Below are 23467 nucleotides of genomic sequence, written 5' to 3' on the forward strand. Positions count from 1 at the left end.
CCAGTACCGCCCCGACATCCTCGACGGATTCCTCGCCGGGACCGGCCTCTCCCTCGACCTCCCGCCGCCATCACCCTGAAGCGCCAATTTCAGTATCAGGCGGATGAGATCCGCCCGGAGGAGCTGCCGATGATCGCTGCTGAGGCACTCGCGGCCGGGCTGGACGCCCCGACGCTGTGTGAGCTTGCTGGTTGGCCGCGCAACGCGGATACCCACGATATCCGCAACGCGTTCGAGCAAGCACTCTCCGAGTCCGGGATCGAGTTGCCCGATCCGGGCCTGGCGCGGCGCCACGCCCTGCGCCGACTGGCGGCGGGACTTGTCGCTGGAGACATCGCTCCTGCCGACCTGGCGACGGACGACTGGTGGGAGACGGAGGTCGAAACCGAAGAGGAGCGATCATTCGTGCGGCTGATCCCGCAATGCGTGTGCTGCCTTGAGTACACCTCGAGGCTTGACCAGCAGACGTGGGCAGCCGAGCTGCGGATCGCCGCGCTCGCCCTGACATCGTCTGCGCCGATCGGCCCCGGTTGCTGACCCTGCCGTGACGGCATGCTCACCCTCGCCGATGATGTAAATCCCGGTGGACCGGACTTCACCGAAGTGACTGTTCAGTGGCCTGGCCCAACAGCGCCTGTGCGGAGTCCGCGTAGCGGATGGCGGTCTTCTCCGCCAGGCCGAACGCCTCGGCGAGGTGGAGCGGATCAGGGCCGTGGACGAGGGCTTCTTCGAGCTGGCGGTCGACGCGGAGCCGTTCAAGGGTGGCGGTCTGGCCGCGAAGCGAGGCGGAGACGGAGACGCCGCTGACGGGCCCGGTCCGGCGGGATGGCGGGCAGCACGGTGCCGCCGTCCGCACTGTCAGCTCGGTCACGGCCGCTCGGGCGGGTGCTCGCCCTCGCGCAGCTCCCAGACCCCGGTGGGCCGGTCGACCACGATGGTCAGGTGATCCTGGATCCGCTCACCACGCTCGTCGTCCCACTGGGCGCCGTGGCAGAGCCGAGCGGCGCCGCTCGCTCCTCGGGCACGTGAAGACGGCTATGCCAGCGAACCCGCTCGCGCCGAAGGGACCACACCGCCGGCACCCGAAGATGCTCCCGGACGGCGCGAGGGAGAAGCTGCTGGCGACGGTGAACTCCGGCCCGGGACCGACACCGGAACCAGAAGGTCCTGGCAGCTGCAGTCATGGGACCACAGCGGCAGCCCAATCTCCGCTGTTCCCAACTGCGTACGCGCACGCGAAGAAGGATCCCTGTCCACCACTCCAGAGAACCGGCATCGCACGCGATACGGGCGATATCTCCGGAGCTAGTGACATCACGGTTGAGAACCGACCAAAAGCGACAACTATGCTTTGATCTTGGCGCTCTGAGTGGCAGTGATCCTCCCGACCAGCAGGATCGCCAGGATTACAGCGACAACGTCGACGAGCACGACAAGAGGCGTGTTGGGATTGCCTTGCAGGTCGACCACCATGTAGGCCGTGACCCCGACCGACTTGGCGATCCATGCCACCCACCACGCATCGATCACCCAGGCACCACCGGTCGAACCGCCGGCCCGCCAGAGGTCCACCACGACCCGGCGCGGAGCCCACCACATGACCACCGGGATGAACCACACCCCAACTGCCCCGCCCACCGTGTACTTGTGAGTGCCCGGAGCGAAGGCCTCGGCGTTGAGTCGGCAGCGTCGGAGCCAGCAGAGAAACACCACGATGGTGCCGAGGAACACGGGCATCGAGAGCAGCGCAGCCGCCTGCGCGAGAAACCTCGAACCGGTCCAGCTGTTCAGTCCGAGGATGACCTGCACGACGGCTTGCATGGCAAGCAGCACCTGCGTGGCCACAGCCAGAGGTCGAGGATCGGCGAGCGCTCCTCGGGAGGCGGCAGCGCGCAGACTCAGATTCGTTGCGCTACCGGCAGGTGCTGACGTCACGGACAGGCCCCCATCGAACATGCCTGCGGTGGTGGTCACCGCAGAGATCGCCTGGAGGATAGGGGGAGCGCGAACGGATGTCCACAGCGCGTTCACCTGCCGCACCGCCGCCCGAAGCGCGGGCAGGGCCCGCGGACGCACGGCCTCCTGCGGCGCCAGGTCGTACAGGTCGGGCGTGGTGCGGATCGGCCCCATCAGCGGGACCAGCGGGTCATCGGCCATGCCGTCACTGTACGAGGGCGGCTGCAGGTCGCCCGGCTCAACTCCCAAGGCCCTGGCGACCGCTGCCGCGAACTCCGGCGTCGCCGGCTTGTGCCCCGACACCACCTTCGTGAGCAGGCTGTACGAGATGTGAGCGCGGTCGGCGAGCTGTCGATGGCTCAAACCCCTCACATCCTCGTAAGCCGCGATCCGCTGGCCGATGCTGATCCCATCCGGAGGTGCCAGGTTGGCCCCCATCCCGTGCACGCCTCGAACCCGTGTGCACGGGACCGTACCCCCGAACTCGCCCGCCCCGCAGATCGTTTCGGCAACCAGCGTTGACACCGAATCGAATCCGGCGGAGACCCGCGTTCCCCTACCCGGATCCCGCGATGTGCTCCGTACGCCGCGGAGTTGGCTACCGAAGGTAACGCAGCCGTGGTCAAGGGCGTCGCGTGGCCTTTGGGTGCAGTCCAGGAGCCGGCGGCCGTGGTCGAGGCCGCGTTCGGTGGGCGGCGTCCGGCCGGTCGACGGGCCTGGCGTCAGTTCCGGCATCGCCGGTGGCTGGGGCCCCGGCGGTCGCCTCAGCGGGCGGTTGGGGCGGACACCGCGGCCCGGTCCACGATCCCCTCGACGATCCGCATCAGGCGCTCGCCGGTCCGGTGGATGCTGCCGTTCTGCGTGCTGACCTGTGCGCCTTCGAGGACGAAGGTGATCTCGGCCGCGGTCTGCTCGGGGTCGGGCAGCCCGGCCTGGACGCACATGCCGACCAGTCGGCGGGTCTGACGCTCCTTGTGCTCTTCGATCACCTGCCGTGCGGGGTGGGCGCGGTCGGGCAGCTCGGCGAGGGAGTTGATGAAGGGGCAGCCCCGGTGCGAGATCGCGGGCAGCCCGTCGGCGATGAAGCGGGCCACGCCGAGGATCTGTTCCCCGGGTCGGCCGGGGTGCTCGGCCTCGACCCGGTCGAACGCCGTCTGGTAGTCGGCGGCGACGATCCGCAGCCACTCGGCGACCAGTTCGTCCTTGGTCTCGAAGTGGCGGTAGATCGCCATCTTGGTGGTCTCGGCCTTCTCGGCGATCGCCTGAACGCCCACGCGCTGGATCCCCTCGCTCCGGAAGAGCTCCTCCGCGGCGTCGAGGATGCGCTCGCGGGGCGGCAGTTTGGCCACCCGGGTCGGTCGTCTGGCGGGCGATGTCATGGCTGGTCCGGGCCTCCGGTCACTTGCGGGTCGTCCGTTTCCTGCACGTCTCGCTCTTCCTGCTACGGTACCAGTCCGTTCCACGCGATACCGATCGGTATCGTTGAAGACTGATCGGTATCGATCTCGACTCCAGGAGTGACCCAGTGGACGTCAACGAATACGTGGGCTTCGACGCGGTCGGGCTCGCCGAACTGATCGCCCGGGGCCAGGTGACCCCCGCCGAAGTGGAGGCGGCCGCGCGGGAGGCCGCACGGGCCGTCGACCCGCACCTCAACGCCGTCGTGGAGACCTGGCCCGCCGATGACTCGCCCCGCCCCGGCAGTGCGCCGCTGGCCGGCGTCCCCTTCCTGATCAAGGACCTCGGGGTCACCATGGCCGGCCGACGGACGGAACTCGGCAGCCGCCTCGCGGCCGGGAACGTCGCCGCCGCCGACTCCACCCTGATGTCACGCTTCCGCCGCGCCGGCCTCGTGACGTTCGGACGCACCGCGACCCCGGAGATGGCCTACAGCACCACGACGGAACCCGTGCTGTACGGTCCCACCCGCAACCCGTGGGACCTCACGCGCAGCGCCGGCGGCTCCAGCGGCGGCGCGGGCGCGGCCGTCGCCTCCGGGATCGTGCCGCTCGCGCACGCCACCGACGCGGCGGGCTCGATCCGCATCCCCGCCGCCTACAACGGCCTGTTCGGTCTGAAGCCGACCCGTGGCCGCATACCCGTCGGCCCCGATGTCGACGAGATCTTCAACGGCCTGGCCGTGCACGGCAGCGTCAGCCGCACCGTGCGCGACAGCGCGGTCCTTCTCGACCTGATCGGCGGCCCGGCGGCGGGTGACCCCTACGTCGCCCCGCAGCCGCCCCGGCCGTACGCGCAGGAGGTCTCCCGGGATCCGGGCTCCTTGCGGATCGGCGTCCTCACCCAGGCCTGGGGCGGACACCGCACCACGGCGCCCGTGGCCGAGGCGCTGTCGCGCACCGTGTGCCTGCTGGAGTCCCTCGGCCACCGAGTGGAGCAGGCCGAAGTCGAACTCGGCGTCGACTGGGAGGAGTTCGTCCTGGCCAACGCCCGCCAGTGGACGGCGAACCTCACGGTGTCGGTCGACGAACTGGCCGCCGCCTCGGGCAGGCCGGTCGACTTCTCGACCCTCGAACCGCCGATCCTCGCCAGCTACTACTACGGGCGGCGGGTCACCGGCGCCGAACTCGTGGCCGCCCTGGCCGTCCGCAACCGGGTCTCCCGGAGCCTGGCACGCTCGCTGGACGCGTACGACGTCCTGCTCACCCCGACCGTGCCGGACCTCCCGGTGCCCCTGGGCACCCACGGCCGAGGGGCGGAGACACTGGACGGCCCCGGCTGGCTCCGCCGGCTCTTCGACCTCTCGCCCTTCACCGCAGCGTTCAACGTGGCCGGCACGCCCGCCATGTCGGTGCCGGTGACGGCCGACCCCGGCACGGGGCTCCCGGTCGGCATGCAGTTCGCCGCCGGCTACGGGCGCGAGGGCCGCCTCTTCCGTCTCGCCGGACAACTCGAAGAGGCCGCCCCGTGGTCGGACCGCACTCCCCCGGTGTGGGCGGGGAACCACCCAGGCCGCTGAGGGCCCGCCCCCGGGCGCCCTGCCCCCGCCCGGCTCGGCGCCCATCGGTATCGGCCTCCAAGATGCACTCGGTGGTGGCGAACCTATGGCTGGCCGCCGAGGAGATCCGGCGACCGGCGAGATGCCCGCCGCCGTCCCGGCCGGGGCCGCCCGGATCGGGAACCTGGTGCAGCGGGCCCGGCCGCGCCGATCCGGCACCAGCTCGGCAGCGGGGGCGGGCGGCCATGCGGGTGGACGGAGCTGGAGGCGGCGGGGTAGGGGCAAGTCCTGAGGTGCGCGAAGGCCCGCTCCGTGTTCCGGAGCGGGCTGGTCGCCGACCGCACGGGCCCGGCGCCGGCGCCGGGCCGCCCACACGGCCGGCGCCTGGCGGCGCCTCAGGACCGGCTGCGCCGTACGACGGGTCGGGTGGCGGCGGCACGGCGGCATTCCCGGCCTCGGCACGTGCGGCGGAGCCGCGAGGGGTCGGCCCCCGTCGCGGCCCCTCGGATCGCGGCCCCGCGGATCACGGCCCCGTGCACCCGGCTCAGCTGCCCAGCGGGCGGAGGGCCGAGTCCAGGGGGTCGAGCGACCAACCTCCACCGCCGGGGCGGCAGCTGAGCGCGGTGTCGGCCGTGTCGGCCGTGTTGGTGCCGGTGTTGAAGTTGGCGTTCGGGGTGTTCGGCAGCACGCCCATGTAGTACATGCCGGCCGACGTCCACACGCACTGGTGCAGATTGAGGAAGCGGTTGCCGGCCAGGTCGAAGGACTTGACGGCGGAGTTGGCGAGCGTCAGCGTCCAGCCGCCCCCGCCCGGGCTGCACCGCAGCACGGTGTCGGGTGTGTCCGAGACGTTGGTGCCGGTGTTGAAGTTGACGTTCGGGGTGTTCGGCAGGATGGCCGTGTAGTGCTGGCCGGCCGAGAAGTACACGCACTGGTGGACGTTCAGGTAGCGGCCGGCGGCGAGGTCGAACGCCTTCACCGCCGAGTTGGCGGGCGCCGGCCTCCAGCCCCCGCTCCCCGCGCCGCAGGAGAGCGCCGTGTCCGGCGTGTTGGAGACGTTCGTCCCGGTGTTGAAGGGCGTGTCGGAGGTGTTCGGCAGCAGGTTGGTGTAATGCCCACCGGGGCCGTAGTACACGCACTGGTGGATGTTCAGGTAGCGCGCGGCGAGCCGCGGCCCCGGCGGTCCCGCCACGGCGGTGCTCCCCAGGACGAGGGCGACGGCCCCCGTGACCGCCGCCACGATGATCGACAATCTACGCATGGTGCACTCCTCCCGAACCCACGCCCACCCGTCAGGGCGCGCACGCACCAAGCTAGTGGGGACCGGCCGGTGGGTGTTCATGACCGCACATCGGCAACCCGTTCGGCCCATTGGGCAGACGATATGCCCATCAGATCGGACGACCGCCGGACCACCGTCACACGACATCCGCCGCGCGGGCCGCCTGCACCCGCACGCCCATCGACACCCGCGCCGCCCGGGTCCTCGCCCCACAGCTCGGCCCGCACGACCAGGAGCCAGGGGAACCGCTCGGATTCGGTGAGGTCCGGCCGGCGGGCCTTGTCCCGGATCTCCTGCGCGGCCATGCAGGCGCATGCGCGGAGACCTCTGCGCAGGGACCGCTTGCGTGCGCCATGGCCGGCCATGCGCATGCGCGGAGGCCCCACACCACGCATGCGCAGAGCCGTCGAACGGGCGCGGGATGCGGTGCCGGCTGGACCACCGGGCGGCACCGGACCGGCGGCGCGGCCTCGCGGTGCGCAGCGTCGGGCAGGAGTGCGGGCGGGCCCGCATGTGCTCTGCCCGAACGTTCCGCGCTCCGGTGTGGGAGCAGGCAGGACCGGCGGGCCGGGGCCGGGGCGTGGGAGCGGCGCCCGCAGCTGCCGACGGTCCTGGTCGGCACCGGCGCGGCCGGGGCACGCTCGGCGGTGGCCGACCTGCGGCTGGCCGCCAAGGAACACCCGACCGAGGCGCCGTGACCCACCAACCACGGCGCCGCAAGGTCACGCCCTGCGGCCCTTCGCCGGTGGGCGCAGACCGGGCAGCGACCCGGCGGGGGCCTGGTCGCGGCCACCCGCCACCCGGACCGCCCCCTTCCCTTTCCCCGGACCGCCCGCCGTGCGGAGTGTCCGGCCAACGACGGGTCAACGTCGTGGTGGGCCGACACGTCCCACGGCAAGGATGGACGCCGAACCGCCCGCCACCACACGGCAGTCGAGACCACCGCCGGCACGGCCGGCTCGCAACGGATCGTTCGTCCCGTCCGAATCGAAGGGGAAGACATGCAGTTCATGCTGGGGCGCCGAGTCGCCTCCCTCGCCGCAGTGACCGCACTGACCGTCACGGGGCTGGGGCTCGCGTCGGGAACGCGTCCGCCGCAACCGGATCCGACTCCAACTCCGCTCACGGCGTGGAGATCACGGGCTGGCACACGTCGGACGAGAACCCGTGGGTGTCCGCCCGGCTGTGCAACTACCAGAGCTCGGCGAACAGCTTCTATTTCTGGATCAAGGACACGGCGGGCGACAACGTCACCAGCCCGGGCCACATCACCCCCGTCCTCGCGCCCGGCCAGTGCGAATACATCTCCGGGGAGGACTACGGCAGCACCCCGATCCAGGTCTACGCGAGGTCCGGAAGCTCCTGGACCTTCGGCACCGACCCGATCTACCTCGGCTGACAGCCGCCCCGCACCGCGCCCGCCGACCGCCAGGCCCGGGTGTGGGACCGCCGGGCGGCAGCACTCCCGGGCCCCTGGCCCCTGGCCGTGTGACTCGCCCGCCAGGGCGAAGCCCGCGACCAATCCCTCACCCACCGGTCCCTGGTGACCTTGCGCCACCAGGAACCGGAGCATATCCGCTGCTCGGTCGGGGTCCGGCACGGGCAGTGGCGCGCCGGAAGGCGGGCGGCGGCACCGGGACCGCCGCCGCACCGGTTGCGTCGAACCCCGCGCCGCACACCTGCGGATCGAGGACCTGGCGAGAACAACTGTCTGGTCCGGCCGAGTGAAGCCACGGCGAAGCTCTGGCCCGCAGGCGGAAACGCCGGGGTGCCGTCGCGGGTGTACCACTCGTCGGCGCCGCGGGCCGTGGTCGTCGCGACCGGCATCACCGAGAACGGCGGCCGCGAGGTGCTGTGGCTGATGGTCGGCGACAGTGAGACCGAGGTGTTCTGGGCCGAGTTGTTGCGATCCTTGCGCGAGCGCGGCCGGACAGGGGTCCGCCGGGGTCGTCGGCGACCACCACCTGGGCCTGGTGAAGGCGATCCGCAAGGTCATGCCCGGTACCGCCTACCCCGATCCCGGTCTTTCGAAGCGGGCATCGGTGCCTCTCGACCCCCGGCTCTCCACGGCTCTCCACGGCACGGAACGGCCGCTCACCGGCCGCGCACGTCGGCAGGCGCGTGCACGACCCGATTGGGCCCTGCTGCGGTGCGGGGCACGAATCGGCTTCGCAGTATGGCGTCTAAGCTTGACTCTGAAGCTTCTATAGATCGTCAAGCTGAGGCGTGCACGGCGCTCCGGCCCCGCGCGTCCACGGGGCCGGAGCGCCGTGCACCTGCAGGGAACCAGCCGGGCGGGGAAGCACACGCACTTTCGGAGCAGCGCCCTTGTCGGTGCCGATGGGCGGAGAAATGCTGGGAAGTCAGACAGCGGTCGCCTTGAATCGACGGTCAAGGCTGATCCCTCAGAGCGTGCACGCACGTCGGGTGTGGAAGCCACATTAAATGCGGAGGCGTACGCCTCCTGCGGCCCCTGTGTCGCCGCGGGGTTCGGTTCCCTAAACGACCCACTGGAGTGCATAAGAAGCCGGCCAGCGTGATGGACTGGAAGCGGTCACCCATCGCGCCCAATTCCCGCTGGGACTTGGCGATCCGGTCGTCGTCCAGGGCGGCCTTCGAGGCGGGCGTCCGCGCCGCCAAGCTCGGCTGGCCGGACTGCCCCCGCAACCGACACCCCTTCCGCAGCGTCCATGCTCGTCGACCGTGCTCGTTTTGATCGGTGTCGGGCTGCACTCCGAGACGAAGTGCAAATTCTGCACCCTGTTCCACACCGAGGCCGCGAAGCTCTTCGGCGCGACGGACGAGGAAATCCAGGAGGCTGTCCACTACGCCAAGGCCAGCCTCGGGTGGAGCGCCTACATCAACGGCATGCAGGAGGACTACGACCAGTTCAAGGCCGAGCTTGACCAGGTCACCGAGTACGTCCGGTCCAAGGCGGCGTGATGCACCTGGAACGGGTGCGGCCCCTGGTGCTGCGAGGCACCTTCCACGCGTACGAGCTGGCCGCCCTGGCGGCGGCCGCTCGTTACGTGGTCGAGGCCGCACCCCCCGACAATCCCCGCCGAGGCCCTGGACCAGCTGGGGCAGCTGCTGTCCGAGTACGACGAGCAGGTGCGGAACCTGTCGAATCCCGCGTCGCGACAGGACGAGGCCGACACGCCCTCCTGACGGCTCGTCGGCTATATGGTCCAGGCCACTTGGTCTTCAGGTCGAACAGCGGGGTTGTGCCGACCCTTCCTGGTCCGCACCCGGAGACGAACAGGGGAAGAAGCTCCAGGCTCTTGCCTCCGGCGGAGTTAGTCATCTTAACTATGCATCCATGGTCGAAGATCCACCGAGCTTCGTCGCCGCTGACCTCGACGGCACCCCCATGCACCGCCCCGGTTCGCCTGTCCCCTCGGTTCCGCTGACCGCCTGTCACCCCACTGTCATGCGCTCGGTCGAAGCGATCTGATCGGGGCGCCGATCGAGGCGATCCGGCCCGTACCACCGGGGTCACCGGCCACTCCCGCCACGTGCCGCCACCGCGCCGTCGATCCCTGCAATGACGCTCCCCCCACAGGAAAAGGTCTGGCTTTGTCGGAGACGCACCACCCCCACAGCACCACCACCGACCAGGCCGATGCGCCTCCCGCGTGGAAGGTCGACACCCCGACGGCCGCCGGCCCGCAGCTCCCGGAGCTGGCGTCAGGACAGCAACGGCTCTGGGTGCTGTCACAGTTGGACGGCGCCAACGAGGCGTACAACGAGACCATGGCCTTCACCCTGTGCGGCCCGCTGGACCGCGCGGTGCTCGCCCGTGCGCTCGACGAGCTGGTCTCCCGGCACGAGGTCCTGCGCACCCGGCTGGTCGCCACCGGGGGCGGTGTCCACCAGCTGATCGGTCCGCCCGACTGCGGCTACACCCTTGCGACGGACGACCTGACCGGGCTCCCGGACGCCGCAGCGCGCGTCACCGCCCTGCAGCGTGCGGAGTCCGACACGCCCTTCGACCTGAGCCGCGGCCCGCTGGCACGTGGCCGTCTGATCGTCCTGGCCGAGCAGCGCCACGTGCTGCTGCTGACACTGCACCACGCGGTCTTCGACGGCTGGTCCATGAACGTGATGCTGCGCGAACTCGGAACGCTGTACACGGCCTTCCGGGACGGCACGGACTCCCCGCTGACACCGCTGCCCCTGCAGTACGCCGACTACACCCGCTGGCAGCAGGAGTGGGCGTCCGGGAACGAACCGGCGGCGCAGGCCGCCCACTGGAGGGAAGCCCTCGCCGGCGCGCCGTCCCTGCTCGAACTGCCCACCGACCGCCCTCGCCCGCCGGAGCAGGACTACCGCGGCGGCCGGGTGCCGGTCTCCTTCGACAGGGAACTCGGCGCCGCCCTCAAGGCGCTCGCGCGGCAGCAGGGCGGAACCCTGTTCGTGGCCGTCCTGGCCGGCTGGTCCGTGGTGCTGTCACAGCTGACGGGTCAGACCGACATCGTCGTCGGCGTCCCGACCGCGAACCGCCGCCGCGGCACCTTCTCGGACCTGATCGGATTCTTCGTCAACTCCCTCGCCGTGCGGGTCGACCTGTCGGACTCGCCGACCGGGTCGGCCGTGCTGAAGCAGGTGCGCGGTGCGCTGCGGGCCGCCCTGAAGCATCAGGACCTGCCGTTCGAGCAGGTGGTGGAGCTGGTCAACCCGCCGCGCAGCACCGCCCACACACCGCTGTTCCAGACCATGTTCGCCTGGCATCCCTCCAGGAAGGGCCTGCTGGCCCTGCCCGAGATCGAGGTCGAGCCGCTCGGCATCCCCTACGCCGGGGCCAAGTTCGACCTGGCCCTGTCGCTGGCCGAGGAGGACGACGGCCGGGTGGTCGGCCACCTGGACTACGCCAGCGCGCTGTTCGACCACCAGACGGCCGAGCGCTACGCGGGCTATCTACGCCGGGTGCTGACCCAGCTGGTCGACCGGCCCGACCTGGGCGTGGACGATCTGGCACTCATGGACGAGGAGGAGCGCCGGCGGGTGCTGTCGGACTGGAGCGGCGCCGACCGTGCCCGCCGGGACGACCGCGCCGACGAGCTCGAAGCGCCTGCCGCTGCCGCCCCGATCGGATTGGTCGAGCGCTTCCAGGCCCAGGTCCGCACCCGCCCCGCCGGTCCGGCCCTGGTCTGCGAGGGGGAGCGGCTCGACTACACCGCGCTCGACCAGCGGGCCAACCGGCTGGCGCACGCGCTGATCGCCCGCGGCGTCCGCCCGGACCAGGTGGTCGGTCTGCACTCCGGGCGCTCGACCGAGCTGGTGGTGGGTGTCCTCGGCATCCTCAAGGCGGGCGCCGCCTATCTGCCGCTCGATCCGGGGCAGCCGGTCGAGCGGCTGGCCGCGATGGTCGAGGACGCCGTACCGGCCCTGGTGCTCAGCGACGCCGACGTCCCGCCCGAGGGCTGGCAGTCCCTGAGGGCGGTCGAGGCCGAGGCGGAGCGTGACGACGCGCCGGGGATCACCGTCGGACCGTCGCACCTGGCCTACGTCATCTACACCTCGGGCTCCACCGGCCGCCCCAAGGGCGTGGCGGTGACCCACGGCAGCGTCACCAACCTCTTCGACACCTGGCTGGCGCGGTTCGGGGCCACCCCCGGCGAGGCTGCCTCCGCCTGGTCGAGCATCGGATTCGACGCCTCGGTGCACGAGTTGCTGATGCCGCTCACCACCGGCGCCGTGCTGCACCTGGTCCCCGACGAGCTGCGCGGCGACCCCGAGGAACTGCTGGGCTGGATGCGCGAGCACCGCATCGTGCAGGCGTTCCTTCCGCCGTCCTACGTCAAGTGGATCGACGAGGACCCCGAGGCACGCCTGGACGGGCTGGTGCTGCGTCAGCTGCTGACCGGGGTGGAGTCCCTCCCGGAGAGGGCGCTGCACCGCATCCGGCAGGCGCTGCCGGGCCTGCGCATCTGCTACGGCTACGGGCCGACCGAGGCCACCCTCTACAGCACCGCCTACACCGACCCGCAGCCGCTGGACCGGCAGTGCCCGATCGGCCGCCCCCTGGACAACACCCGCCTCTACCTGCTCGACCGGCGGCTCCGGCCGGTTCCGACCGGGGTGGCCGGCGAGGTCTACCTCGGCGGGGCGAGCCTGGCCCGGGGCTATCTGCACCGCCCGGACCTGACCGCCGAGCGGTTCGTCGACGATCCCTTCGTGCCCGGCGAACGCCTGTACCGCACCGGCGACCTGGCTCGCTGGCTTCCGGACGGCAATGCCCAGTACCTCGGCCGCAGTGACGACCAGGTCAAACTGCGCGGCTTCCGGATCGAGCCGGGGGAGATCGAGGCCGCGCTGCTGGCCCTCCCCGGCGTGCAGGAGGCGGCGGTGTTGGCCGATCGCGACGCCACCGGCGAACTGCGCCTGGTCGCGGGCCTGGGCCGGGGGGACGCGGAGCCGCGCCGACCGCACGAGTGGCGTGCCGCACTGGCGCGGCGGCTGCCGGACTACATGATCCCCGCGCTCTTCGTGGAACTGCCGCAGCTGCCGCTCAACCGCAGCGGCAAGCTGGACCGCGCCGCGCTGCTGGCCGCGGCCCGCTCCGCGACCCGTGCCCAGGTCAACACCGCGAGCCCGCGGGACCACGTGGAGATGGCGCTGCACACCATCTGGCGGCGGGTGCTGATCCATCCCGGCATCGGAATATCCGACAATTTCTTCGATCTGGGTGGTACCTCCATATCCGCCATCAAGGTGGCCCTGGCCGTCCGCGAGGAGTTCGGCGAGACGCTGCCGATCCGCGACATCGTGCAGAACCCGACCATCGAGGCCCTGGCCGAACGGCTTCGGGCGGGGGCGTCGGGAGCACCGGACGGCAACCTCGTCGAGTTCCGCGAGGGGGACGGACAGCAGCGGGTGGTCTGCATCCACCCGGCCGGCGGCACCGCCTTCTGCTACCTGCCGCTGGCCGCGGCGCTGCCCGACCACGTCGGCGTCCTCGGCGTGCAGTCGCCCGGGATCAATCCCGGGGAGACGCCGCTGCCCACGGTCGAGGCCATGGCGGAGCAGTACCTGTCCCTGGTCGACCCCCGGCCGGACGAGTCGCTGGTGCTGTGCGGGCTCTCCTACGGCGGCCTGGTCGCCCACGAGATGGGGCGCCGACTGGCCCTGGCCGGGCACACCCGGCTCAGCGTGGTGCTGCTCGACACGCACGGAACCGAGGACGCGGAGCAGCTCGCCGCGATCGCGCCCGTGGAGATGTCGGACTTCCGCGACAAGCTCATCAGGTTCAACGGGATGTACCCGGGCATCGAGGACGAGCAGATCGACCGGTACTTCCGCATCTACAACCACAACCGGATGACCGCCCGCGGCTACCAGGCGCTGCCCTCACCGGCCCGGCTGGTGCTGGTCGAGGCCGCCGGGGAGAGCATCGGCGACGGCACCGGGGAAGGGCTCCGGGAACAGGAAGAGCAGCAGGCCCAGGAGCAGGCGCGTGCCGTGCGCGCGTTCTGGCAGCGGCGCGCCGGCGGGGGCCTGCTGGTCGAGCCGGTCGCCTGCGGCCACTGGGACCTGTTGGAGAGCGAGGAGGTGCCCCGGATAGCCGAGCTGATCGCAGCCGAACTGGCCCGGTTCCCGGCTCCCCCGCCGCCGTCCCCGGCTGCGCCCGCAACCGGACAGCCGGCCGCCGCGTCCGCCGTGGAGGCCTGATGCGTACCGAGAGCGCCGTACCCGTCACGCCCTCGGCCACCGGCCTGGCCCAGGCCGTGCACGAGCAGGCCCTACGCACCCCGCATGCCGTCGCGCTGGTCGACGGCGGCGTCCGGCTGGACTACACCGGCCTCGACACCGCCGCGGCGGCGGTGGCCCACGGGCTGCGCCGGGCCGGCGTGCGCCCCGGCCAGGCGGTGGCGGTCTGCCTGCCGCGCTCGTGGCAGCTCGTCTGCGCCATGCTGGGCATCCTGCGGCTCGGCGCCCAGGTCGTCCCGCTGGACGCGCAGAGTCCGGCGGACCGCCGGCGCCACATCCTGACCGACTCGTCCAGCGTGGCACTGATCCACGGCGGGACGGCACCTGACGACCTGCCGGGCCGGGTGCGCCCGCTGGAGGCGGCGGCGCTGCTCGCGGCCGGACCCGGCGACCCCGCGGCGGTCTTCACCGGGGCACCGGTCTCCTTCCTCTTCTACACCTCGGGCACGACGGGCCGTCCCAAGGGCGTCGAGGTACGGGACGCCGGCATCCTGCGGCTGGCAAGGCCGGGGTACCTCCGCATCGAGGAGGGCGCCCGCTACGCCTGCCTGTCCAATCCGGCGTTCGACGCCCTCAGCTTCGAGGTCTGGGTACCGCTGCTGACCGGCGGCTGCTGCGTCGTCCTCGGCGACGAAGCCGTCCAGACACCGCATCAGCTGGCGGCCGCCCTGCTGCGGGAGCGCATCGACACGGCGTTCGTCACGGTGGCCCTGTTCAACGCGGTGGTGGACACGGAGCCGTCCTGCTTCGCCGGGGTCGGACAGCTGCTGGTCGGCGGCGAGCAGCTCAACGCCCGGATGATCCGCCGCTGGTACCGGCACAACGCGACGGCCCCCACCCGGCTGCACAACGTCTACGGCCCCACCGAGGCCACCACCTTCGCGTTGTGCCACCCCATCCCGCGCGACTTCGACGGCGACGTGGTCCCGATCGGACGGGTGCTGCCGGAGACCGAGGCCGTGCTGGTGGTCCCGGGCGGCGACCGGGCTGCGGCGAGCGGCGAGGTGGCCGAACTCCACCTGGCCGGTGCCGCTCTCGCGGCCGGGTACCGCAACCTGCCCGAGGAGACGGAGAGCCGCTTCGTCCGGCTGACCTGGTACGACGACGGCCGCACGACGCACTACCGCACCGGCGACCTGGTGCGCGCCGATGCCGACGGCCGGATCGAGTACGTCGGACGTGCCGACCGCCAGGTGAAGGTCCGCGGCTTCCGGGTCGAGCCCGGCGAGCTGGAGCGGCAGATCGTCACGCATCCGGCGGTGCGGCAGGCGTACGTCTGCACCCGCAGGGCCGGGGAGCACGGTCCGAACGAGCTGCTGGCGTACGTCGTGCTCGGGGATGAGGTCCCGTTCGAGGAGTTCGACCGCCATCTGGCGGCGGGGCTGCCCGGCTACATGAGGCCGCATCACATCTATCTCGTGGACTCGCTCCCGCTGAACGCCAACGGCAAGGTCGACCAGGCCGCACTGCTGCGCCGGGACGACCGGCCCTGGCGCCGCCCGGAAGGCGACCGCCCGGACGCCGCGGCCACCACCGCCCGGCAGCGTGAGGTGCTGGACCTGGCGGCCGAGGTGCTCGGGGTACCGGACCTGCGGCTGGACGACCGCTGGATCGCCTCCGGCGGCGACTCGCTCAAGGCCCTGCGGCTGCGCTTCGAGGTGCGCCGGCGCTGGGGCTGTGAACTGCCCCAGGCGCGCGTGCTGACCGGGGACATGGCCGAGATCGCCCAGGCCGTGGCGGAAGCCGGATCCGCCGCCGACTCGCCCTACCCGGTGCCGCCCGCTCCCACCCGGGCCCGCTCGGCGCCCGCCACCAGCGAGCAGCAGCGCCTTTGGCTGCTGCAGCAGCGGGCGCCGCGGTCCCGTGCCTACGCCGTGGAGCTGGCCTTCCGGCTGGACGGCACGGTCGACGCCGACGCGCTGCGCAGTTCGCTGCGGGCACTGGTGCGGCACCACGCGGCCCTGCGCACCGGCTTCGAGGCCGCGCCGGAGGGCCTGCGCCAGGTGGTCGGGCACGCCTACGACCCGTGGACCGACCCCGGCCCGGAGGCGGCCGGCGCCGACGGCGAGGACGGCGCGCGCGCCGTGGCCGACCGCTTCTTCGCCGTGCCGTTCGACCTGGCACACCCCCGGATGCTGCGCGCCTGCTGGCTGCCGCAGGGCGGCGGAGGGGTGCTCCTGCTCCATCTGCACCACATCGCGGTCGACGGCTGGTCGCTCAACGTCCTGCTGGACGACCTGTCGTCCGGCTACCGGCACGCGCACGACGGCGCCGCCGAGGCTACGTGGCGGACGGACACCACCCCGGTGCCCACCCCGCTGGACTACGCCGCCTGGCAGGCCGACTGGTTCGGCAGCCCCGCCTATCTGGCCCAGCGAGCCGAGCTGCGGGCCCACTACGCCCGGTCGGACGAGGCGGCGGACCGGGACTCGGGGGCCCCGGCCGGAGCTCCCCCCTTCTCCGGTGCCCGCCTGCTGCACACCTCGCTCGACGTCGTGCGGCGCGCCGCCGTGGACCGGCTCTGTGCCGAACTGGGCATGACCCGCTTCGAGTTGCTGCTCGGCGTCTTCGCCTGGAGCCTGTACGGCGGGACCGGCGGGACCCGGCTGCGGATCGCCGCTCCGGTGGCCAACCGGCCGGTCCAGGAGTTCGAGGGCAGCGTCGGCATGTTCGCCAACACCGTGCTGCTGCCGCAGGCCGTCGCGCCCCGCGAGGACCTGCGCGGCCAGCTGCTGCGCCTGAGCGCCGGGGCCCGCCAGGTGCTGGACCGTCAGGACGTGGCGTTGGCCGATGTCCTGGCCGACCGGGAGCCGGCCGGGGGCGACTCCCCGTTCGACTACCTGTTCGTCCTGGAGAACACCGACTTCGGTGCGCTGGCCCTGCCCGACTGCGCCTCCCGCCCGCTGTGGTGGGCCCCGGCCGAGGCCAAGTGCCCGATGACGCTGTCCGTGGTCGAGCACGCGGGTGGGCTCGACTGCCTGTGGGAGTACGCCGACGACCGCTTCGACGCCTCCGAGGTGGCGGCCATGGCGGGCCTGTTCCGGCGGGGCCTGGACCTGCTCGCCGACGGCGGGACGGCGACCCCGGCCGAGCTCGTGGCACCCTACCGCCGCGGACTGCCGAAGCCCGGTCGCGGCGCCTCGACGGCGCCGACCTGGACGACGGTGGCCGAGGGCTTCGCCCTGCAGGTCGCGCGCACACCCGACGCACCGGCCCTGATGTCCGAAGGCCGGTCGGTGAGCTACGCCGCTCTCGACGCCCACGCGGCGGCGCTGGCCGCCGAGCTGCGGGCCGACCACCCGCTGCCGGAGGGGGACGACGACCGTCCGTGCTGCGTCGCGCTGCACCTGCGTCCGTCGGTCGAGCACGTGGTGGCGCTGCTGGCACTGGCCCGGCTCAACGTGACCATCGTGCCGCTGGACCCGTCCTATCCGCCGGCCCTGCGCCGGCAGGTGCTGGACCAGGTGGAGCCGCTGTGCGTGCTGCTCCCACCGGGCGGTGACCCGGAGTTCGACGCCGTCGACCCGGGCCGCATCGTGCGCCACCCGGTGGTGCTGTCACCTGCCACCACGACGGCCGCACCCACTGCCGCCGACCCGGCCGGCCCGGCGCACAGCGGCACCCGCCCGCTCTACACCCTGTTCACCTCGGGCTCCACCGGTGTCCCGAAGGGTGTGCAGGTGTCCGACCGCACCCTGTGCAACCTGCTGCAGTGGCAGGCGGAGTCGGGAGGACTGGCGGCCGCGGCGGCCACCCAGCAGTTCTCCATGCTCTCCTTCGACGTGTCCTTCCAGGAGGTCTTCGGGACGCTGTGCGGCGGCGGCTGCCTGCACCTGGTGCAGCCCGGCTGGCGGCAGGACGCCCCCGCGCTGCTGGAGCAGCTGGAGACGGCCGGTGTGGAGCGCGTCTTCATGCCCTACGTGGCACTCCAGCTCCTCGCCGAGCACGGCGTTCACCTGGGCCGCTACCCCTCGCGGCTGCGGGAGGTGGTCACCGCCGGCGAACAGCTGGTGTGCACCGAGGCGATCCGCCGCTGGTTCGCGGGCCTCGCGGGCGCACGGCTGTTCAACCACTACGGCCCGACCGAGACGCACGTGGTGAGCAGCCTGTGCCTGGACGGTGATCCGGCCCGGTGGCCGGAGCGTCCCGCCATCGGCCGACCGGTGGCCAACGCGGTGCTGACGGTGGTAGACGAGGCCGACGAGCCCGTTCCCCCCGGCCGCGTCGGCGCCCTGCTGATCGGCGGCACGATGGCGGCGCGCTGCTACCTGGGAGACACGGCGCTCGACGACGAGCGCTTCGTCGAGCTGCCCGGCCTCGGCCTGTGCTACCGAAGCGGCGACCGGGCCCGTTTCGACCGGCAGGGTCTGCTGCACTTCCTGGGCCGGGACGACGACCAGATCAAGCTCAGCGGACACCGGCTCGAGCTGGGACAGGTCGAGGCGGCCCTGCTGCGGCACCCGGACGTCGTCAACGCCGTGGTGGTCCGCGAAGGTGAGGAACTGGTGGCCTGCCTGCAGTGCCGTGGGAAGGCGCCCACGGCCCAGGACCTCACCGCGCACCTGGCGCCGCTGCTGCCCGGCCACGTCCGGATCGCCCGCTTCCGGCTGGTGGGGGAGCTGCCCAGGACCCCTAGCGGCAAGCTGGACCGCCGGGGCGCCCTGCGCGCTGCCGGGCGGGAACTGCGCCGGCCGACGGCCCGCAGCACCGGCCTGTCGGCGCGCGAAGCCCTGCTGACCGAGGCGTTCGAGGCGGTCACCGGTGCGGCGATCGACCCGGGGCAGACCTTCTTCGACGCCGGAGCCTCAAGCCTGGGACTGATGCGCTTCCAGCTCCGCTGCACCACCGAACTGGGCCTGCGCTTCACCGTCGCCGACCTGTTCGAACACGTCACCGTACGGGCGCTGGCCGACTTCCTGGACCGGTCGGCACCGGCCACGGACGACGACGCCCCACGCGCCGCAACCGTCGTCCCCACCGCTGCGCCGGCCGACGCCGCCGGGCAGATCGCCGTAGCCGAACCGATCGCCGTAGCCGAACCCGTCGCGGTCGACGAGCCGATCGCGATCGTCGGCATGGCGGTACGACTTCCGGGCGCGTCCGATCTCTCCGCGTTCTGGCGGATGGTCACCACCGGCGGCATCGGCATCGAGCACTTCGACGCCGCCGACGGCCTGGTCGGGGCGCGCAGCCAGTTGGACGGCCCACTGGCCTTCGACCCGGACCACTTCGGCATCAGCCGGCAGGAGGCCCGGCTGATGGACCCCCAGCAACGGCACCTGCTGATGAGCTGTGTCGAGGCACTGGCACACGCCGGGATCGCCGACCCGTCGGGTCTGCGCGTCGGCCTGGTCGCCGGAGCCGGTGAGAACACCTACTTCCAGTCCATGCTTCGCGAGGCCGACCCCGAACGCCTGCCCGACGGCTTCCAACTGGCCCTGCACCACGACAAGGACTTCCTCGCCACCAAGGCGGCCTATCACCTGGGGCTGACAGGTCCCGCCTTCACCACCCAGGCGGCCTGCGCCAGTTCGCTGGTGGCCGTCCATGTCGCCGCCGGCCTGCTGCGCCAGGGCGATGCCGAGGTGATGCTGGCGGGCGGAGTCCTGGTCGACCCGACCCTGACCGACGGATACCACCACCAGGCGCAGCACATCTTCTCCGTGGACGGTCTCTGCCGACCCTTCAGCGACGACGCGAGCGGCACCATCGGCGCGAGCGGCGTCGGCATGGTGGTGCTCAAGCCGCTACGCCTGGCCCAACGCGACGGCGACACCGTCTATGCCCTGATCACCGGCTCGGCGTTGAACAACGACGGCTCCGACAAGCTCAGTTACAGCGCCCCCTCGCTCGCCGGGCAACGCGAGGTGATTCGCGCCGCTCTGCGCCGCAGCGGTCGCAGCGGCGCCGACCTCGGCTATGTCGAGGCCCACGGCACCGCCACCCGGCTCGGCGACCCGGTCGAGGTCGGCGCACTGCGCCAGGCCTTCGACCTGGACCGGTCCGGCCACTGCGCGCTGACCTCGGTCAAGAGCCAGATAGGACACCTGGGCGCGGCGGCCGGAGTCGTCGGGCTGGTGCGGGCCGCGCTCGCGGTCCACCACGGCGTCATCCCGCCCAACGTCGGCTTCCGCGCCCTCAATCCGCAGCTCGGCGCCGACCCCACGCCGTTCTACATACCCACCGAGGCCCGGCCCTGGCCCACGGACCGGGACAGGATCGCGGCGGTGAGCAGCTTCGGGATCGGCGGCACCAACGCCCATCTGGTGCTCGAGGCCGACAGGCCGGCCGCGGGGACGGGGGGCGACGCGGGCCTGGCGGCGGGCGAAGCGGCCCCGGACACCTCCGTGCTCCCCTGTCTGGTGCTCTCCAGCAGCAGCGAAGCGAGCCTGCGCGCCGACGCCGCCCGGATCGCCGACTACCTGGAGGCCCGGCCCTCCGCCTATCCGCAGGTGCTGCGCCACCTCCAGGCGGGCCGTCCCGCACGTCGCCGACGGCTGGCAGCGGTGTGCCCCGACGTCTCCGCCGCCGTGGCCTGGCTGCGCACTGCGGACCAGAGCACGGACGCGGGAGCGGTGGAGACCCGTACCGGGGCGCCGGTTCCGATCGAAGGTCTCACCACGGATGAGGCGGCCGCCGCCTGGCTGTCCGGCGAGCGGATCGTCCGGCCCGCCGGTCCCGCCCAGGCACCGTGGGACTTCCCGCCGCCCGCCTTCGAGCTGGCGGAGTTCGACTTCCCCCGCGCCGCGGCGGCACCGGACCGGACCGGTCCAGCCGCCGCCGACGTTCCGCAGCGCCTTCCGGAGGACGCCTGGCTGCACCAGCCGCACTGGGCACGGCTGCGCCGCGCGGGTACGGCGATCGGCTCGCGCACCTCCCGGCTGCTGGTGCTGCTCACGGACGGACCGGCGCACCCGGACGCGGTCCGCGCCTTCGAAGCCGCCTACGCCCGGGTGGTGCGCGTCAGCGCCGCCGAGGCGTTCGCCCGGCGGGGCGACGACGTCTTCGAGGTCGACCCGGCCGACCCCGCCTCGGTCGGTCGGCTGCTCGACGCACTGGCGGGCACGGGCGCGGGCGACGACGGCATCGACTGGTTGCACGCGCTGCCGCTGGGGATCGGCGGCCCGGTCGGTCGGGACAGCCTGGCCCGGGCCCGCTGGGCCTGTCTGGACACTCCGGCCGCCCTGGTGCGGGCCATGGCCGACACCGCCGGGCCACTTCGGCTGAGGCCGTGGTGGCTGTCGTACCGGGCGAGGCCGGTGGACGGACCGGTACAGCGGCCGGAGGCGGGCCTGCTGGCCGGTGCCGCCGAGGTGGCACCCCAGGAGGGAGCTGCGGAGGGCCACTGGCTCGACCTCCCCGACGCAGACCCGGCCCACTGGGCCGCACCGCTGGCGGCGCTGCTGGCCGAGGCTGCCACCACGGCGGACGCGGCCGGACTTCCGCGCCGGCTGGCTCTCCGCCGGGGCCACTGGTGGGAACAGGTCACGCTGCCGGTGTCCACGGCCGGCCCCGGCCCCGTCGGGCTGCCCGCCGAAGGCGTGCACCTGATCCTGGGCGGCACCGGCGGGATCGGCCGCAGCATCGCCGCCTGGCTGCTGGAACACGGCGGCGCCCAGGTCCTGCTGCTGGCCAGACGTCCTCGGCTGCCGGAGGAGCTGACGCCCTGGGCCGACCGGGTCGAACTGGTCGAAGCCGATCTCGCCGAGTCGACACCCGAGGAGGTCATGGCCCGTATCGGCCGTCGCACCGGCCGCCTCGACAGCGTGATCCACGCCGCCGGGGTGGCGAGCGGCGGCATGATCGCCCGGCGCGACGCCGAGGCGATGCGGCGTGCCTCTGCCGCCAAGCTGCAGGGTGCCCTGCTGGTCGAGCAGTTGATCGAGCGCTACCGGCCGGAGGTGGCAGTCTACTGCTCGTCGATGTCCGCGGAACTGGGCGGCGTCGGCCAGCTCGACTACGCGGCCGCCAACAGCCTGCTCGACGGCTTCGCCCAGTACCGGTCCGGCGACGCCGAGACCACGGTCCGGCTCAGCGTGAACTGGGACGTGTGGAGCGAGACCGGCATGGCGCTGCGCGCGCCGCTGACCGACGCACGCCACCGGGCCCACTTGTCGGTCGGGCTGACCGTGGCCGAGGGAAAGCGGGTGTTCGCGCACGCCATGGGACTGCAACTGCCGCAGGTGCTGGTCTCCACCACCGACATCCACGAGTCCCGCGTGTTCTACGCGGCGCCCGGCGCCCAGGCCCTCGTGCCCATCGGGACCACCGTGCCCACCGTGCCCACCGTGCCCACCGTGCCCACCGGGACCATCGGGACCACGCCGGTGTCTGCCGAAGGCATCACGCCGGTGTCCGTCGAAGGCACCACGGCGGCCGACGCGGCAGGCGGGACCGCGGCCGTCCTGCTCGGCGAGTGGCTGTGCGCCTGGCTGGATCTCGACCACATCGATCCCGACGCCTCGCTCTACGACCTGGGCGTCGACTCGCTGACCCTGCTCGACCTGATCGGCGTGGTGAAACGTCACTTCGACGTCGAGCTGGAACTGTCTCGGCTCAGCCACCGGGTCTCCCTCGCCGAGATCCTGACCCGGCTGGCCGAGGCGGCACCCGCCGGGGCGGTCGATTCGGAGGACGTGGTTCCGGAAGTCTGGCAACAGGGCACCGGACCTGACGTGCTGTGCCTGGTGCACCCGGTCGGCGGCGACATCCAGGCCTACCGGTCCCTGGTGTCGGCGCTGGGCCCCCGGCTGACCGTCTGTCTGATCGCCGATCCCGCGCTGGGACGGCCCGGGACCGCGGACTGGCCCCTGGCCGAGCGGGCACGCCGCTACGCCGCCGCCCTGCGAGCGCGCTTCGCGGACGACACCCGGCGGCTGCACCTGGCCGGTTGGTCCTTCGGCGCCTGGGCGGCGATGGGGATGGCCGCGGAGGCGGAGGCGATCGGCCGACCGGTCCACGGCATCCACCTGATCGATCCGCCGCCGCCCGGTGCCGGCGCGCTCTTCCAGGACTACGACGAGGCACAGCTCCAGGCGGTGTTCGCACATGAGCTGAGCCAGGGCGGGTCCGCTTCGGCCGGTCCCGAGGCGCACGGATACGCCGAACGCCTGGTCCGGTGTTGCCGGGCCAACCTGCGGAGCATGGCCGAGTACCGGATGCCGCTGCTGAGCGCCACCCCCAGTCAACTGTGGCTGGCCGAGCGGTCGGTGAACGGCCTGCCCTCGCTGGGCTCACCGGAGAAGCAGCGGGAGCTGTGGCGCCCGCACCTCCCGGAACCCAGCACCTGGCATCGGCTCGACACGACGCACTACGGCATCGTCCGCCCGCCTCATGTGCACGCGGTGGCCGCAGCGATCAACGAGGAAGTGAGCGACGCGGCGTCGGACGACACGCCCGGAGATCGCATCGACCGCCCCTGGACGTGATCCCGGCGCGCTCTGCGCACCGGGATCCGGGCGGCTCCGGGCCCCGTCCCCGGCGCCGCCCGGGCTCCCGGCCACCCGTCCCGGGCGACACCGCGGCACCGGCCTCCGGCCCGCACCAGTCTCCCAGCCGTCCCA

At 72.6% G+C, this 23467-nt stretch carries 11 protein-coding genes and 1 pseudogene; 7 read left to right on the forward strand and 5 right to left on the reverse strand.

Features of this window, described 5'->3' with window-relative positions:
- Positions 1–129: 129 nt before the first annotated feature.
- Positions 130–537, forward strand: coding sequence for a hypothetical protein (locus ACZ52R_RS40585; RefSeq protein ID WP_465755291.1), 408 nt, complete (start codon positions 130–132; stop codon positions 535–537).
- A gap of 58 nt (positions 538–595) precedes the next feature.
- On the opposite strand, the gene ACZ52R_RS40590 is transcribed toward ACZ52R_RS40585, so the two are convergent.
- From ACZ52R_RS40590 to ACZ52R_RS40600, 3 genes are all read right to left on the reverse strand, one after another.
- Positions 596–871 carry a hypothetical protein gene (locus ACZ52R_RS40590; RefSeq protein ID WP_465624476.1) on the reverse strand — a complete coding sequence of 92 codons (276 nt, stop codon included), beginning with the start codon at positions 869–871 and terminating at the stop codon, positions 596–598.
- 473 nt (positions 872–1344) lie between these two features.
- Positions 1345–2394, reverse strand: a complete 1050-nt coding sequence (locus tag ACZ52R_RS40595; protein WP_465755292.1) for a DUF4328 domain-containing protein — start codon at positions 2392–2394, stop codon at positions 1345–1347.
- A 326-nt stretch (positions 2395–2720) separates the two neighbouring features.
- Positions 2721–3335, reverse strand: coding sequence for a TetR/AcrR family transcriptional regulator (locus ACZ52R_RS40600; RefSeq protein WP_465664908.1), 615 nt, complete (start codon positions 3333–3335; stop codon positions 2721–2723).
- Between the two features lie 146 nt (positions 3336–3481).
- On the opposite strand from ACZ52R_RS40600, the gene ACZ52R_RS40605 reads away from it, so the two are divergent.
- Positions 3482–4933 (forward strand): amidase, encoded by a 1452-nt coding sequence (locus ACZ52R_RS40605; protein WP_465755293.1) that lies wholly within the window; start codon positions 3482–3484, stop codon positions 4931–4933.
- A 523-nt stretch (positions 4934–5456) separates the two neighbouring features.
- On the opposite strand, the gene ACZ52R_RS40610 is transcribed toward ACZ52R_RS40605, so the two are convergent.
- Complete coding sequence (locus tag ACZ52R_RS40610; protein WP_465624484.1) at positions 5457–6173, reverse strand: hypothetical protein; 717 nt, start codon at positions 6171–6173, stop codon at positions 5457–5459.
- A 77-nt stretch (positions 6174–6250) separates the two neighbouring features.
- The gene (locus tag ACZ52R_RS40615) at positions 6251–6499 is read right to left on the reverse strand and encodes a hypothetical protein (protein WP_465624485.1); all 249 of its coding nucleotides are present in this window, start codon (positions 6497–6499) and stop codon (positions 6251–6253) included.
- A gap of 824 nt (positions 6500–7323) precedes the next feature.
- Between ACZ52R_RS40615 and ACZ52R_RS40620 the strand changes: the two genes are divergently transcribed.
- The 5 genes and pseudogenes from ACZ52R_RS40620 to ACZ52R_RS40640 all read left to right on the forward strand — a co-directional run bounded on the left by ACZ52R_RS40620 (position 7324) and on the right by ACZ52R_RS40640 (position 23332).
- Positions 7324–7593, forward strand: coding sequence for a hypothetical protein (locus tag ACZ52R_RS40620; protein WP_465755294.1), 270 nt, complete (start codon positions 7324–7326; stop codon positions 7591–7593).
- Positions 7594–7995: 402 nt separating this feature from the next.
- Positions 7996–8206: pseudogene (locus tag ACZ52R_RS40625) on the forward strand (transposase); the annotation flags it as partial.
- A 691-nt stretch (positions 8207–8897) separates the two neighbouring features.
- Positions 8898–9137, forward strand: coding sequence for a carboxymuconolactone decarboxylase family protein (locus tag ACZ52R_RS40630; protein WP_465624489.1), 240 nt, complete (start codon positions 8898–8900; stop codon positions 9135–9137).
- 633 nt (positions 9138–9770) lie between these two features.
- The gene (locus tag ACZ52R_RS40635; RefSeq protein WP_465755295.1) at positions 9771–13865 is read left to right on the forward strand and encodes a non-ribosomal peptide synthetase; all 4095 of its coding nucleotides are present in this window, start codon (positions 9771–9773) and stop codon (positions 13863–13865) included.
- Positions 13865–23332 carry an amino acid adenylation domain-containing protein gene (locus tag ACZ52R_RS40640; RefSeq protein ID WP_465755296.1) on the forward strand — a complete coding sequence of 3156 codons (9468 nt, stop codon included), beginning with the start codon at positions 13865–13867 and terminating at the stop codon, positions 23330–23332. Before ACZ52R_RS40635 ends, ACZ52R_RS40640 begins: the two co-directional genes overlap by 1 nt.
- The last annotated feature ends 135 nt before the right edge of the window (positions 23333–23467 follow it).

It is taken from the genome of Kitasatospora sp. NPDC034023 (assembly GCF_055575795.1).